Genomic DNA, 15,039 nt, shown 5'->3' with positions numbered 1-15,039 from the left:
GCAATCTATCCGCGAATGCCAAGACGGGTAATTAACTGTCGGTAGCGATCGTTGTCGTGCTTCTGAATGTAGGCCAGCAAGCTCTTGCGCTGTCCGATCATTTTTAGAAGACCTCGACGGGAGGAGTGGTCTTTCTTATTGGTCTTGAGGTGGTTGCTCAAGCGCGAAATCCGTTCGGTAAGCATGGCCACTTGGACATCGGAAGATCCGGTGTCGGTGGTATGTACTTGGAATGCGTTGATGATTTCTTGTTTCTTCTCTTGCAGAAGGGCCATAGGTCTTGAATAATTGTGGCAAACCCTAATATTAGCACATCAGGTCAGACAGTCTAAGGCTCCATTTTTCAATGCTGGAGCTTTGGACGCAGTGCTAGAATGCGGCCAGGTATAGGCGGTTGATTCTGTGGTTCAGGACAAGCTCGCTCAGCTCCAAGCATTGTTTCGGGAAATGGATCGGGCGTTGATTGCCTACTCTGGTGGCATCGACAGCACTCTGATGGCAAAAATTGCTCGAGATGTCTTGGGCGATCGCGCCTTGGCCGTCACGGCAGTGTCCCCTTCGCTATTGCCGGAGGATTTAGAAGATGCCAAAATCCAAGCCGCTGAGATTGGCATCGCCCATCGGCTGGTGGAAACTCGCGAAATGGAGAACCCCAACTACACCCAGAACCCCGTCAACCGCTGCTATTTTTGTAAAAGCGAACTGTACGATACCTTAAAACCCCTCGCTCAAACCTGGGGCTACGCTTACACGGTAGATGGCGTGAATGCCGACGATCTCCGCGACTATCGACCGGGAATTCAGGCGGCGAAGGAGCGAGGGACGCGATCGCCCTTGGCGGAGGTGGGACTCTCAAAGTTGGAGGTCCGGGAGCTGTCGAAATTTTTAGGTCTGGCCTGCTGGGATAAGCCCGCTCAGCCCTGCCTTAGCTCGCGCTTTCCCTACAGCGAAGAAATTACCGTCGAGAAGCTGCGGCGGGTCGGACAAGCAGAGCGCTATCTGCGGAACTTGGGATTGACGACGCTCAGGGTTCGCTCTGAAGGCGTTACGGCTAAAATCGAGCTGCCGGCAGACGTCATTCAAGGCTTCGTCCAGACCGCAGACTTACCGCAATTGGTCGAAGCATTTCAGAGCTATGGGTTTACGTATGTGACCTTAGATTTAGAAGGGTTCAGTAGCGGTAAGCTCAATCGCGTTTTATCGGCCAGCCTTTCTGTTTGAGTGGGGCAGTGGGATCTAGGCTTCCTCAGGCTTTAGCCACTTCCATCGCCCAGTTGCGGGTCATGACCATACGCGGATGGATGGGCTTGCGATTTTGCACCAGATGGTTCAAGGTGCGATCGCAGACGAGCCAAACGCCCTTGTGGAAGTTAGAAGCAGCAACCTTGCGCAGTTGGTTGAGATCGTCGCGATCGCCCCGGCCCGGTTCGAGGCTGTCCGCCAAAAAGACAATGCAGCTCAGGGAGTGCATGTGTGGATGCCCCAGGGTATGATTTCGCACGGCGTCGAGAATGTTGGGGTCTCGGACTTGAAATTCGTCGCGCGCGACAATCGCGCTCACATCCGCATGGAGCAAGCGCGGATCGGCAGCGAGAATCGGATCGATGGGCAATCCCTCAGCCTGCGCCATGGCCAATAGTCGCTTCGGCTTGAAATATTTTGCCAGATCGTGGAGCAGCCCCGCCTGGGCAGCTTGCACTGCATCTAGATCGTGCTGGAGGGCTAGCTCGATCGCATAGGTTTCGACCCGCAGAATATGCTGAATGCGCGATTTTGGGACCTTATCTTGGAGCCAAGCCAAGACAGCCTCGCGATCGACGGGCAAATTACTTTTTGCTTTTAATATCTTAGCCTCAGGTTTGGGCATGCGTGCAGGGAAGGCAGGTGAATGGGTCAGTCACAAACTGCAGAACAATCTCTCATAAAGATTATAAGCAGTTATGATACGCGGACAGAATTACAATGAATAGCCTAAATTTTATTGAATCTCGTCAAGATAGGCCACAACAGTTTGTCAATACAAGTCTTGACGGATATACTGTTAAAAGTCACGAAACTTTGATCTTAATTGTTTGTATCATTTTTGCTTTAAGCTGGGTTGTAAATAAACTCATATCATCAAACTATAAAGGTAGTTTTCAATTCAAGGATCGTGATGGAACTAGGATTTCGGCTGAAATAACGCCTCCGGAAAAAGAAGAATAATTTTCCTAAAACTTTAAATCCTATCAAAGATTTTTCTAAACTTGCTTTGATACTTATCAATTCTTCTACTAACTGAAGTAAAATATAGAAACAGTGAAATTACATGCAAGGAGCGACCAAAGCTTTATATTTCAAGAAAATTCAATGAAGAGCATGAGGATTTTCTTAAGAGCTTGACAAACCAAATAGTCTTTCTGTGAAGTAGAGAAACTACAATCGGCCAATTAAAACATATTCAATTTTACATCCAATCAAAATATCTTTAGCTCAATATAACTTACGCAACTTCTCAAGAGCGCGTTGTTTCTTTTTTCTTAAATTGTTTTCATTGTAAGCACGAGTTCCATCAGGTGGAAATCCTGATGACTTGAGACATTGAGCTATTTCGCTATAGCTTAAGTTTTCAAAAAAGAATAACTCTAAAATTCTTTGATCTTCATAGCCTAGGAGGTCTAGATTGTATTTGAGACGGCTCAGTTGCGAGTCATCTTCAGAACTGTTTGAATCATTTAAATGATTTTCCGTTTCAAGATACTCCAATATTTCAGTTGGCAAAGGCACTTCAGCCATTCTTTCTCGATTAAATAACTCATACAAGTAATTTCTTGCCATCGTACGCAAATAAGCTTTTATAAATAGAATACGTTTCCAGTCCCCTTCTCGATTTCGAGAAGAAAAAACGATAGTTTCTTCGTTTTCATATTCAATTTTAATTCCTCCATTCTTTACTCTACTATGAAAACTTATAAATAGCTGACTTAAAATATCTCCTCTCTCATATCGCCCGCAGAGACTCATCTGAATCAAGAGACGCTCGATCAGCTTGCCGTGACCATCTAACTCCTTCTGTATTAATTCTTGCCAATCTTGCTCTTGATTCCTTTCTTGTCTTGGCATACCGATTATTCCGCAAGCATCCATATATATGGATTCAGTTTTGTAAGCGATGTGACAGATCGTCCGATCGAGTATGTAGTTTTGTAAAATTAACGGTGTTCGGGTCACGTTTTCATCTTTTCCATATCTTACTTAGTTGGAACATCCATTAGTAAGTGATGATGACTCTTAAAAATAGCGCAGAGAACCCTGACAAAAAAAATGTTCAAAGCACTAAACTTCTCAGTTTAGTTTCAAATAAGTTGCACTTGAACGAGACACTACAAAAGGTTCTTCCCTTAGAGCTTCAAGAGCAGCCTGAATTATATAGATTAGTTATAGAGTATTGTGAATTAACTTATAAATCGCAACTTACTGAAATCGATCTCGAACGGGTCAATGAAATTTACGAGCTAGCCGAATATGATGAAGTTCTCGATCGCTGGATAAGCAAAATTGATGACAGTGTCGATCCTATTGTTTTTGCAATACGACAACAAGAACGAATATCATTACTAGATTTCATCACTGAAATGAGATGTATTGATTCCCAATACATGACTTTAGAGAAATTCAAGAGCTTAGCAGAAAAACTCGAGCTAAATAATTATTTCATCAATAAATACGTTCATTTTCAAGATCGCGATTATACTTGCCAACTCGTTTGTCAAACTTCAAATTGCTCTATCACGGTTATATCTTGGAAGACTAATCAGCGCACGCAAGCACATTTCAATGCGAGCGATTTAAGTGTAATTTATGTTTACCAGGGGACTCTCACATATACTATTTTTGATAAAGTAAACGAACCCTATATTCACCATAAAGGACGTGAAGGCAAACAGCTAAAATATTTAAAGAGAGAAGAAAATCAGTTCAAAGAAAATACTTGGTTATCCATAAACTCTGGCGAGACATATCAGCTAAGCAATTTAGCTTCAGAAGATTTAATAACGCTTCATTTTAGATACTATACATATCCGACTTACCAGGAGGATGAAAAATTAGCTGTAGTTACTCCTTCAATTTAATTGGAATATAATTCAACGTATTATTTTGTATCCTTTAAAGCGATTAGGTAAAAGATTAAAATCAAGAAGTGGCAGCATTTCCAGCCAAGGTACGATCGAAATTACTTTTTCGCTTAGCTGCAAAACGCATGACTGCCACCTTTGTTGAAATATCGAGCGATCGAGAGCTACTGTGCACGATTACGCGCTTGGCCTCCCAGGTGATAGAGGGCTGTCGTCAGTTAGATCGACTCGTGATTCTGGGCATCCTCACCCACGGGTTGACACTCGCCACGCTTCTAGCACAGCAAATCGTCGTACCGTAAGGGCAGCGCTTAACGCGATCCGCGACTGCGATCGCCCCAGATTGATTCAACTGCTATCTCGCCCCAATCGGTTGCGCTCGCGGTTGTTTGACACCCACGGCTAGGCGACCGTCTTCAATGCGAAGGAGGCGATCGGCAATATCTAAAATCCGGTTGTCGTGGGTCACCATCAGGATCGAACAGCCGTGTTCTTTGGAAAGTCGGCTCATAATTTCGATGATATCTCGCCCCGTTTGACTGTCCAAGGATGCAGTAGGTTCGTCGGCCAAGATCAGCCTGGGACGGCAGACCAAGGCACGGGCGATCGCCACGCGCTGTTTTTGACCGCCGGAGAGTTCGCCAGGATGGTGGTTCAAGTGCTGCCCCAGACCCACCGCTCGTAAAATTGCCTCGGACCTGGATTTTGCATTTGCATCGGAGATATTTTCGCTGGCTTCGAGGGCCATTTGTACGTTTTGGCGGGCCGTCAGAAAGCCTAGCAAGTTATGGGATTGAAAAATGTACCCGATCTCTCGACGGATTTTAACCAACTGCTGGTTTGAAGCGCCCCTCAACTCTTTGCCCAGCAATCTAAGACTGCCGTTTTGAACGGAACGCAATCCCCCAATGAGCGTCAGCAAAGTTGTTTTCCCCGCGCCGGAAGGTCCGGTTAAAATCACGATTTCCTGAGATTCAATCTGTAGGCTAATATCAAATAAAACTTGACGGCGCAATTGATTTTGCCCTAAAAAATGATTTAGTGACTTAATACTAACGGTAGATTCGCGGAACATAAGACTCTCCTCGTATCGCTCGAATCTAAAAAATATCGGCTGGATCGACAGAGCGTAGCTTATTAATTGCGATCGAGCCGGACAGCAAACACATTAAAACCACAGAAACTAGAACCAGCACGATTACGCTCGCATTCATCGCGATTGGCAGCTTGGTTGCATTCTGGGTTAAATCGTAAACGATGACGGAAATAATAATTCCCGGAACGTAGCCTAGAACGGCTAAAATCAAAGCTTGCTGAAATACAATTTTAAAGAAATATTTACTGGCATGACCGATTGCTTTTAAAGTAGCAAACTCAATCAGGTGGGTTGATATATTGGTATAAAGAATCTGATAGACAATGCCAGTACCAATAATAAATCCCATCGTCACCATTACCTTGAAGGCAAACCCCGCTGGGGTTCTGAGATCCCAATAGGCTTTTTCCATCGTGATGAATTCATCGAGCGTTAAAACGCGAACGTCGTTATTTTTATCAAAAAAGTGATTCATCAAGTCTGATTTTACCTTTTCGAGATTGGCTCCCGGCTTTAGGTTGACCAGTCCAATGTCGATTTTTCTGGCATCTCGTTCGGTGAAGAGGCTGTGAAAGGTTGATGCGTTGACCATTAAATTGCCATCCACGCCAAAGGAGGTACCGATCTTAAATAATCCGCGCACCTCTAGTTTCCTGGCTTTATTGATTTCGTTATAGGGCGAAATTTCAATAGGAACTTTACCTTCTTTCCTAAAGGTATCGGCAATGGGTCCGAATTCAATCCGAGAGCCGGAATCGAAGAGCGCGCGATCGGCCAGTTTCAGTTGGTCGATATTTTCGATTACCCCCGGCAGTTTAAAAGCTTGTTCGCCCGGATCGAGACCAAAGACAAAAATAGGAGATTTCTGACCGGTCTGAAAGTTTTTTAACTTGCCGAACTGCACGTATAAAGGGCTGACCGAAGCCACGTCCTCATCGCCCAGGGTCTGATACAGCCGCTCTCTCAGAAAGCTTTGTTGGGAGGTGATCGACTTATACTGCGGGCTGATTAAAAACAAATCGCCTCGCAAACTGTTATGGACCTGGACCGAACTGTCGAAGAGCGCTTCGCGCAATCCGATCTGCATGAAGAGCAGCACGACCACAAAGGCAATGCCTGCCAGGGTTCCGATAAACCTTACCCTCTGATGGACGAGTTGCAGCCAAGCAACGGGAATTGCAAAGATCATATTTCAACCGCGCTCCGATCGCGAATAGATCGACCATCGGTCCGATTCGACCGAAGCAGTTCCAGTAGACGGAGATGCCTTGGTGCGGATGACAACTTGAACTTGCAAATTGCTGAAGCTAGCCACTTTACGACTGCTTTGCGGATCTAACCGAATTTTAACTTCTACGACCTTGAAATCGGTATTGGCCAACGGATTGACGTCGAAAATGCCTTGCTTTTTAACTTGCTGACCGATCTCCGTAACCGTGCCGACCAGTTGGCCTGGAAATGCATTGCTGGTCACGACGGTATTCAAGCCGGGCCGAACGGCAGCAATATCGGTTTCGTACACTTCTGCGACGACGTACATGCGATCGGTTTTCCCTAACGTGGCAATGCCTGCATTTCCAATGATTTCTCCAGGACGAACGTTCACCTCCAGCACCGTTCCGTCGAAAGGGGCGCGAACGTAGGTTAAGTCCAGATCGGCCTTGGCTTTTTCCACAGCTCGCATGGCGCTTTCCACTTCTGACCTTGCAACTTGTACGTCGACCGGACGTACTTCTGCAATGCTATCTAGCGTCGCTTGGGCTTCTTTTTTCTGGGCCGCAACCGTAGAGATCAGTCGATCTAGAGAAGCTCGAGCTTGGCTGAGCTGATTTTGCACGGTTTCAAAGCGAAGCTGCTTGCTATCGAACTCGGATTTGGAAACCGCACCTTTGCTGTTGAGATTCTCGTAGCGATCGCGTTCGATTTGAGCGTTGCGCAAATCGGCCTCGATCCGCCGAATTTCAGCTTCTTGGGCCGCAACTCCGCCATTTAACTCCGCATTTAAGCGAATAATGTTGGCCTTTTGGGCGTTAACATCGCCGGATTTTGCTCCCGCCAGCACCTTAGCCAGTTGCGCCCTCGCGGTCGCGACGTTAGACTGCGCTTGCTTTAAGGTGGCTAGGCGGGGCGTTTGGCTATCCAAAATCGCAACGACTTGTCCTGCCTTGACGGACTCACCTTCTCTAATCGAAAGCTGTTCCACCCGACTCCCTTCAAGAGAATTCGGCGCGGACAAACGGGTAATTTCTCCCTGGGGTTCCAGACGGCCTAGAGCTGCAACATTTTTATAGACGGGTTTCGCCGCCATGGCACTGCCGCTTTCTAGTTTCGACGCGCGACTGAGGCGCGATTCCGGACGGAGGCTATCCAGATTGGAAAAGGCAAACATTCCAGCGGCGGTCACGATAGAGGTCAGTGCAATGAGGGGCAATTGACTGAGGAGGGTTGGACGCGGCGTCGCGGGCAAGGGCGGCAGCAAGGGCATTAAGGCTTGGCTGTCGTTGAGGCGATGTTCGAGTTGGCCTAAATGGGCCATGACGGCGGTAATGTCTTGAACTGCAACATTGACCGACGGTTGGGCGGTTTCGGTTTCTGCTGCGGTCACAGACATGGGCAGGACAGCGTTGATGCGATCGCAGAGTTGGTCGCGGCTGGCTTGTTTCGGCAGGAAGTCGCAGGGACCGAAGGGATTGCCGAACTGCCGCACCACTTCATCGTGCCGACCAGAAATGACGATCACCGGGGTATGGGCAAACCGAGGCCGATCGCGCAGAGCCTGATAGACTTCATAGCCATCCATCCTCGGCATGACGTAATCTAGCAGGATCAAGTCGGGGTTGACTTGTTCCGCTATGTCCAGCCCAGTGGCACCATCCTCTGCCTCGTAGATTTCGAAGCGATCGCTCGGCAATTGGTCGATCAATAACTTGCGCAGAAGCAAGCTATCGTCGATTATCAAGATTTTGCTTTTGCGGACAAAGGAAAACTCGTATTCTGGGGAAGATGATTGCGATTCTGGAGACATGGGTTATCTATCCTTCTCTGCACCATGACAGAGCCAAAGGTCAGTTAAGCGGATCGAGTCAAGAGGGCGGGGGAAGGCGCGTAACTTCTCAGCCACGCCGCCGTACGGGCCATCCCCTCATCCAATCCGACTTGGGGCACGAAATGAAGTACTCGTCGTGCTTTTTCAATCGAATAGGTATGTTGGCGCGTGACAAAATCGATCGCTGCGGGGGAAAAATTAACTTCTTTCCCTTTGAACTGAGCTGCTTTCTTGACCAGAAATCCAGGCATCGAGCTGGGTTGGGGCATGCCGCCAATTTCGGCAAGGCGTAAATAGTAATCTTTCCAACTGGTTTGAGCGCCATCCGTGAGGTTGAAGACTTCACCGTAAGCTTCTTTCTCCAGCGTTAGAAAAACGCCGTCTGCTAAGTTGTCAATGTAGAGATGGTTGATCGTACCGCGTCCGCCATCGATTAAAACAAAAACTTTTTGCTCCATCAGCTTTAGGGGACGGAGCACCCAAGCGTCCGCTCCCGGACCGTAGATGTCTCCTGCCCGAATTGCGATCGCCCCAAATTCTGAAGGATCGTTGTACTTGAAAACCTCCGTCTCGCTTTCAATTTTAGTCTGACAAAAGGGGTTGTTTTCACCGCGCAAAGTACCCGTCTCCGTCACTCCATCGGGGTAGTTAAATCCGTAAACCATCACGCTCGAAAGATGGACGAAGGCTCGGACCTTCGCCCGTCTGGCAGCTTTGACCGCAGCGATCGTGCCGTCCACGTTGACCGCGCGAAAATGTTTTATGTCGCCACTGGCCTCTTGAACCGATTCCGTGTGAAATACAAAGTCAACATCCTGGCAGGCGCGTTCTAGCGCAGTCGGTTCCGTCACCGATCCGATGACAACTTCGATACCTTTCGATTCGAGCTGCCGGGCTGCATCTGGATCCTTTTCCAACCCTCGAACCTTTATCCCTCGCTCTAGGGCCATCTCAGCAGTTCGCCGACCGATAAAGTTGCCAATTCCAGTAATTAGGAGGGTTTTGTGACGGAGATCCATGAGTTATCCTCGGTTCTAGAAAGACTTGACAGGTTAAAACAGGGTCAAAAAAAGCAGAACTTATTTTGCCAGCAACATTTCGCGGCTAGTGCTGCTATTCAAAACGCTTTCCTCAGCTCGAATCCTTTTGACGAGCAGTACGGCATTTGCAATGCTAAAAACTATCGCGCTGAGATAGGCGCTGTGAATCAAGGGGAGTGCCAAAATTTCTAGGGCCACTCCCAACCAGTTTGGATGCCTGAGGTAGCGGTAAATTCCAGCTTTAATTCTAGGTGCGCCGGGAATGGCAATCAGCGGTAAAGTCCAGCGCGCGCCTAGCGCCCGCATTGAAAGGTAGCGCAGATATTGCCCTGTAAGGGTTGCAGCCAAAGCGATCGCAAATAACGCGGGAATGAAGGGCCGATTCAGTCCCCAAACTTCCGCTAGCATGGCGATAAACCAAGCCACCTGCAGCAATTTGACTAGTTTGAGAGAATTTTCGTGATGCAATTTTCCGCCATTGGCGAGCAAATAATTCGCATTGCGCTTGCTAAGGCGGACCTCAAACAGCCGCTGAAGGATAACTGCGATCGCAATTCCGGTAAAGATGAATTTAGAAAGCATAACCATTCTCAATATCCTAGATATCTTGCTGCGACCGAGCGATCGACAGCTTACCGCCTTACCATTGCAAAAGTATGGCTTCTTGGGCAAAACCAGGTCCCATGCCCAGCAGCAATCCGTAGGTTCCCGGCGATGGCTGCTCGTTTGCTAGAAAGGCATCTAGCATGTACAGCACCGTTGGCGAAGAGAGATTCCCTACTTTTTCTAGGGTATCGCGGCTGAGCTGAAGGGTTTGTCCGTCCAAGCCAAATTCTTCTTCAATGGCCTGGATGACCTTCGGCCCGCCGGGGTGGACGATCCAATGGGCGATATCTTGCAGGCTGAGGTCGTGTCTGGAAAGAAGGCCATCCACGGCCTGCCGCACCCCAACTTTGACAAATTCGCCGACCTGCGGTTTTAAGATATTGCGCATGCCGGTATCGACCACTTCCATACCCATAAGGTGCTCTGAGTTAGGAATTAAAGCAGATTGGCTGTCTAGGATCTGCGGCAGACCTGGTTTGGCTAAGGGATGCTCGCGCCCTACCATCAGGACGGCACCCGCTCCATCTCCAAAGAGGGCTGCAGTCACCAGGGTAGAGATGACATCGCTATAGAGGCTGGGTTCCTCAGGGAGGCGACTGAGCATGTAATGCAGGTCGCCTTGTAGAGACCCTTGCCAAAGGGTGGAAGCCAGTTCGACAGCCATGAAGATGGCAGCCTCTTGGGGATGTCCCTGGAGGTAATCTGCCGTCCGGGCTAGCCCCAACGCTCCGCCCAAGCAGCCCACACCCCCCATCGGAGAGCGTTTCAGCCCAGTGGAGAACGGCAGTCGATTCATGAGTCGCACGTCAACGGAGGGGATGGCGATGGTCAAGCTCGTGGAAGTGATTTGCGAGATGTCTTGCGGGTCGATTTGAGCGCGATCGAGCAAGGTGGTGACGGCAGTCTCGCACAGATCGACAGAGGCGCTGATGGAATGCGGAGCTGTGGTTCCGTATCCGGGGGGATCGTAGAAAGAATCTAGGGGGAGTGCAAAATAACGTCCTTTAATCTGCACGTTGTTAAAGAACCGATCGATCTGGTCGAGATCGAAATCGAGGAGCATGGTCATGCAGTATTTGCGCAGAACGGTAGCCAATACTTCCTGGGGGTAGTAAGTGGAGGGAAAGGCGGTGGCGGTGGCGGCAATATAGGCCATGATTGACTCCTTTAGGATTTGAGGCTTAAAGGCTGAGTTAAGGTGGCGGCAATCGCCTCTAGCAATTTGTCGCGATCGCGATGCAGGAAAAAGTGATCGGTCGGGAATACATGCAGCGCAAAGTCGCTCAGGGTCTGGTCTTTCCAGCCGGATAAATCTTCGGGGCGCGCGAGGGGATCTTGCTGGCCACCGAAGGCCGTAATGGGACAAAGGAGCTTTTCTTCGGCAGCGTAGATATAGTTTTCGGCGATCGCTAAGTCTGCCCGAATGGTTGGGGACAGCAGCTTCATCAGCTCGGCGTTTTGCAAAATGGCTTCTGGGGTACCTTGAAGCTTCTGAAGTGCTTCCAGGAACTGGGGTTCGGGGAGGCGATGAATGGGCAAGTTGAGGTCGGGAAGCTGCGGCGCGCGGATGCCGGACGCGAACAGGTGGGTTGGCAGAGCGCAGTTCTGCCTGCGCAACTCGCGGACTAACTCAAACCCGACCAGTCCTCCCATACTGTGGCCGAAGATGGCGAACGGAATCTCCAGATGGGGTTGGAGAATGGGGACTAAGCGCTGAACGAGGGAACCGATGCGGGTCAAGGGCGTTTCCCCAAGACGATCTTCGCGACCGGGGAGCTGGATGGCGCATACTTCCACGCCCGGCGGCAGTGCCTCGGCCCAACTCCGAAAGATGGAGGCTCCGGCCCCGGCGTAGGGAAGGCAAAACAGGCGAAGGGAAGCTTGGGGCTGCGGTTTTGGGAAAAAGAGCCAGTTCGAGTCGGAGGAGGGGTTTGTACCGTTCGCGTTTGCCGCTCGATTGCGGAGCGCAGCGGTACGGGGGGAGGGCCGATCGCCCAGGGTCAGGTCTAGCGCTGGCTTGGCGGACTGCGGCGATTCGAGATCTTCCAACACCAGTTTTACAAACCGCGAGGCGCTCAGGCCCGGAAATTCTTCCAAAGGAATTGCAACGCCTAGGGTCAATTCCGTTTGTCGGTATAGCTCAAATCCCATGATGGAATCCAGTCCCAAGCTAAACAGCGGCGTCTCGACCTGAGTTTCGGACACCCCCATGACCTTGGCCAATAAGGCTTGATAAAAAGCCCTAATCCGCTGGGGACGATCGCTCGATTCTACTGCCAGAAGTTCCTGGCGAGAAAGTCCCCAGGATATTTCTTCCAAAGGTTCTAGTAAAGATTCTGGCAAAGGTTCTGGTGTTTCGACTTGAGGCCGGACGCGCCCATTTTCTGGGCCGCTCGAGGGCGCAATCGCCGTCTCTGAGGGGCGATCGCTGCGAGACCCTGGCGTCGCATCCACCCAATAGCGCGATCGCTGCCAAGGATAGTTTGGCAGCGCGACGCAGCGTCCTCCCTGGGGATAAAGTTTGCTCCAATCGACGGGGTAGCCTCGGGTATAAAGGGCGCCTAAGGAACTCAACATCGTCGCCCGTTCGTCGGTTTGCCGCCGCAGGGACGGTAGGACGACTCCCTCCTGCCCTGCATCGCGCAAATTTTGAGAAATGTAGGCCGAGAGCACCGGATGCGGGCTAATTTCGAGGAACAGGATATGTTTTTGGGCGATGAGTTGGGCGATCGCTGGGGCAAACTGTACGGGTTCGCGGATATTGCGACTCCAGTGGATTGCATCTAACGTTTCGCCCCGAACGGCCTGACCCGTCACTGTCGAAAGCATTGGAATTGCGGGAGCTTGAGGTTGAAGCCTTTGCAAAAACCGCACCAGTTCATCCTGAAAGGGCTCCATTTGGGGGCTGTGGAAAGCGTAGTTGACGGGAAGGAGCTTGGCGAAGATATTCTCCTGTTGGAGCGAGAGCAATATCGCATCGAGGGCTGCAAGTTCCCCGGAAAGGACGACGGAGGTGGGGCTGTTGATGGCGGCGATCGCCAACTGTCCGCCATAGGCAGCCAACCGCGCCTCAGCTTCTGCGGGCGATAGCTCCACCGCCGCCATTTTGCCGTGCCCTGTCCCCTGTTGCATCAATCGTCCGCGATGGTAAACCACCTGGATGGCAGCTTCTAGGCTTAAAGCCCCCGCCGTGTAGGCCGCTGCCACCTCGCCTAGGCTGTGCCCCACCACCGCGCTGGGCTGAATGCCCCAAGACTGCCAGAGGGCGACAAGGGCAACCTGAAGCGCAAAGAGGGCGGGCTGCGCGATTTCGGTTTCTCCCAAGCGCGATCGCGCCTCAGTTGCCAAAAGCTCTTCTACTAAAGACCAGTCTGTATGGGCCTTTAAGAGGCGATCGCACTGTTCCAAAACGGCTCGAAACGCGGGTTCCTGGTGCCATAGTTCGCGTCCCATCGCCCACCACTGCGGTCCTTGCCCCGGAAACACGAAGGCCAGCTTGGGCGGACGGCTGCGTTTGCGCTGACCCGCAGCTAGACCGACAGGCAGCTCTCCCCGGTCAAAAGCCTGAAGTTTCTCGACAAGTTCTGAGCGATCGCGGAAGGCAATCGAAAGCCGATGGTCGTGGTGGCTGCGCCGCAAACTGGCGGTGTAGCAGAGATCCTGCAGGGCAGGAATTGACTCTGAGGCAGATCTGTCAAGGAAGGTTCGATACGCCTGAGCCAAAGACTTCAGGGCTTCGGGACTTTTGGCAGAGAGCGGCAGCAAGTAAGCGGAGGCATCAGGCTGCCGACTTTGGGAAGCAAGAGACGCGGCTTCCGGTGCGGCTTCCAATATGACGTGGGCGTTGGTTCCGCCAAACCCAAAAGAACTCACCCCGGCAAGGGCTGGCGCACCCTCTCCAGGCCAAGGTTCTAGTGTGGTCTGGACTTGAAGCGGCAGTTTGGCGAGGGGGATGTAAGGATTGGGCTGCTGAAAATGGAGACTGGCTGGAATTTGGCGGTGCTGGAGCGCTAAAACAACTTTAATGAGTCCTGCAATTCCCGCAGCCGCTTCCAAATGCCCGATGTTGGTCTTCACGGAGCCGACGGCACAGCGATCGCCCGGACTGCGCCCTTGGGCCAACACGTTCCCTAAGGCTTCGGCTTCGATCGGGTCTCCGAGAGACGTTCCCGTCCCGTGCAGCTCGACGTAGCCAATTTCGGCAGGAGTTGCCTCGGCATTGGCTAGGGCGCGGCGCAGCACGGCTTCCTGCGCGGGACCGTTGGGCGCTGTAATTCCATTGCTATGCCCATCCTGGTTGATGGCCGAGCCTCGGATGGTTGCGAGGATGCGATCGCCATCCCGCAGTGCGTCCTGCAATCGTTTGAGCACGACCGTACCGCACCCTTCTCCGCGCACGTATCCATTGGCCCGCGCATCGAAGGTTTTGCACCGCCCGTCAGGGGCCATCATTTGCGCTTGGGAGAAAATCACGGTCACTTCAGGGCGCAACAAGAGATTGACCCCGCCCGCCAAGGCCAAATCCGATTCTCCGCTCCGCAGGCTTTGACAAGCAAGGTGAACGGCCACGAGAGAAGAAGAACAGGCCGTATCGATCGCCAAGCTGGGACCGCGGAAGTCAAAGAAATAAGACAGTCGATTTGCCGCAATACTAAAGGCGTTTCCAGTTCCCAGGTAGGCATTGATGTCGGCAACCCGTCCGTTCCCCTGCAAAACCTGCTGGTAATCGTTACTGGAGATTCCAATAAAAACGCCAGTTTGGGTGCGTGCCAACTGCTCTGGAACTTGTCCGGCCTGCTCTAGAGATTCCCAGGCAACTTCCATCAGCAATCGCTGCTGCGGGTCCATATAAACGGCTTCGCGGGGTGCGATTCCAAAAAATTGAGGGTCAAAAGAATCGACCTGCTCCAAAAAACCGCCCCAGCGCGTACTCATCTTTCCAGGTTTGCCCGGTTGGGGATCGTAGAACGCGTCAATATCCCAGCGGTCGGGGGGCACTTCTGTTACCGCATCGGTTTCTTCCAACAACAGCCGCCAGAACTCATCCAAGTTCCGAGCGCCGGGGAAGCGACATCCCATTCCAATTACTGCAACTTTTTCCATCCCAACCTCTTTTTAATTCGATCGTTTGTCTAT

The 15,039-nt window shown here is 50.9% G+C and carries 14 protein-coding genes; 4 read left to right on the top strand and 10 right to left on the bottom strand.

All coding sequences use genetic code 11. The features are described 5' to 3' along the window. Positions 1 to 5 precede the first annotated feature (5 nt). Positions 6 to 275 carry a 30S ribosomal protein S15 gene (gene rpsO / locus R6H26_RS10095; protein WP_404790328.1) on the bottom strand — a complete coding sequence of 90 codons (270 nt, stop codon included), beginning with the start codon at positions 273 to 275 and terminating at the stop codon, positions 6 to 8. Positions 276 to 402: 127 nt separating this feature from the next. Here rpsO and larE point away from each other — a divergent pair, with 127 nt between their 5' ends. Further along, entirely contained in the window at positions 403 to 1,221 is an 819-nt protein-coding gene (larE, locus tag R6H26_RS10090; RefSeq protein ID WP_404790327.1) for an ATP-dependent sacrificial sulfur transferase LarE, read from the top strand. A gap of 25 nt (positions 1,222 to 1,246) precedes the next feature. On the opposite strand, the gene yqeK is transcribed toward larE, so the two are convergent. After that, positions 1,247 to 1,867, bottom strand: a complete 621-nt coding sequence (gene yqeK / locus R6H26_RS10085) for a bis(5'-nucleosyl)-tetraphosphatase (symmetrical) YqeK (protein ID WP_404790326.1) — start codon at positions 1,865 to 1,867, stop codon at positions 1,247 to 1,249. 95 nt (positions 1,868 to 1,962) lie between these two features. Between yqeK and R6H26_RS10080 the strand changes: the two genes are divergently transcribed. Beyond that, the gene (locus R6H26_RS10080; RefSeq protein ID WP_404790325.1) at positions 1,963 to 2,205 is read left to right on the top strand and encodes a hypothetical protein; all 243 of its coding nucleotides are present in this window, start codon (positions 1,963 to 1,965) and stop codon (positions 2,203 to 2,205) included. 267 nt (positions 2,206 to 2,472) lie between these two features. On the opposite strand, the gene R6H26_RS10075 is transcribed toward R6H26_RS10080, so the two are convergent. Further along, positions 2,473 to 3,102, bottom strand: a complete 630-nt coding sequence (locus R6H26_RS10075; RefSeq protein WP_404790324.1) for an RNA polymerase sigma factor — start codon at positions 3,100 to 3,102, stop codon at positions 2,473 to 2,475. Between the two features lie 158 nt (positions 3,103 to 3,260). On the opposite strand from R6H26_RS10075, the gene R6H26_RS10070 reads away from it, so the two are divergent. Both R6H26_RS10070 and R6H26_RS10065 read left to right on the top strand, forming a co-directional pair. Beyond that, positions 3,261 to 4,112, top strand: coding sequence for a hypothetical protein (locus R6H26_RS10070; protein ID WP_404790323.1), 852 nt, complete (start codon positions 3,261 to 3,263; stop codon positions 4,110 to 4,112). Positions 4,113 to 4,240: 128 nt separating this feature from the next. Next, the gene (locus R6H26_RS10065) at positions 4,241 to 4,417 is read left to right on the top strand and encodes a hypothetical protein (protein ID WP_404790322.1); all 177 of its coding nucleotides are present in this window, start codon (positions 4,241 to 4,243) and stop codon (positions 4,415 to 4,417) included. Positions 4,418 to 4,470: 53 nt separating this feature from the next. Here the strand turns inward: R6H26_RS10065 and R6H26_RS10060 are convergent, their stop codons facing one another. The 7 genes from R6H26_RS10060 to R6H26_RS10030 are packed head-to-tail and all read right to left on the bottom strand — an operon-like array spanning position 4,471 to position 15,006. Beyond that, positions 4,471 to 5,190 (bottom strand): DevA family ABC transporter ATP-binding protein, encoded by a 720-nt coding sequence (locus R6H26_RS10060; RefSeq protein ID WP_404790321.1) that lies wholly within the window; start codon positions 5,188 to 5,190, stop codon positions 4,471 to 4,473. A 25-nt stretch (positions 5,191 to 5,215) separates the two neighbouring features. Then, positions 5,216 to 6,400, bottom strand: a complete 1,185-nt coding sequence (gene devC / locus R6H26_RS10055) for an ABC transporter permease DevC (RefSeq protein ID WP_404790320.1) — start codon at positions 6,398 to 6,400, stop codon at positions 5,216 to 5,218. A 3-nt stretch (positions 6,401 to 6,403) separates the two neighbouring features. Beyond that, the gene (locus tag R6H26_RS10050) at positions 6,404 to 8,236 is read right to left on the bottom strand and encodes a response regulator (protein WP_404790319.1); all 1,833 of its coding nucleotides are present in this window, start codon (positions 8,234 to 8,236) and stop codon (positions 6,404 to 6,406) included. A gap of 44 nt (positions 8,237 to 8,280) precedes the next feature. Next, entirely contained in the window at positions 8,281 to 9,276 is a 996-nt protein-coding gene (locus R6H26_RS10045; protein WP_404790318.1) for an NAD-dependent epimerase/dehydratase family protein, read from the bottom strand. 60 nt (positions 9,277 to 9,336) lie between these two features. Further along, positions 9,337 to 9,885 (bottom strand): isoprenylcysteine carboxyl methyltransferase family protein, encoded by a 549-nt coding sequence (locus tag R6H26_RS10040; RefSeq protein WP_404790317.1) that lies wholly within the window; start codon positions 9,883 to 9,885, stop codon positions 9,337 to 9,339. 52 nt (positions 9,886 to 9,937) lie between these two features. Then, the gene (locus R6H26_RS10035; protein ID WP_404790316.1) at positions 9,938 to 11,059 is read right to left on the bottom strand and encodes a type III polyketide synthase; all 1,122 of its coding nucleotides are present in this window, start codon (positions 11,057 to 11,059) and stop codon (positions 9,938 to 9,940) included. Between the two features lie 11 nt (positions 11,060 to 11,070). Beyond that, positions 11,071 to 15,006, bottom strand: coding sequence for a type I polyketide synthase (locus R6H26_RS10030; protein WP_404790315.1), 3,936 nt, complete (start codon positions 15,004 to 15,006; stop codon positions 11,071 to 11,073). Positions 15,007 to 15,039 lie beyond the last annotated feature (33 nt).

The sequence above is a fragment of the Altericista sp. CCNU0014 genome, from assembly GCF_044923475.1.
In the GTDB taxonomy this organism is placed as follows: Bacteria; Cyanobacteriota; Cyanobacteriia; order Thermosynechococcales; family Thermosynechococcaceae; genus JAAURS01.
This window is presented reverse-complemented; position numbering and strand designations above follow the sequence as displayed.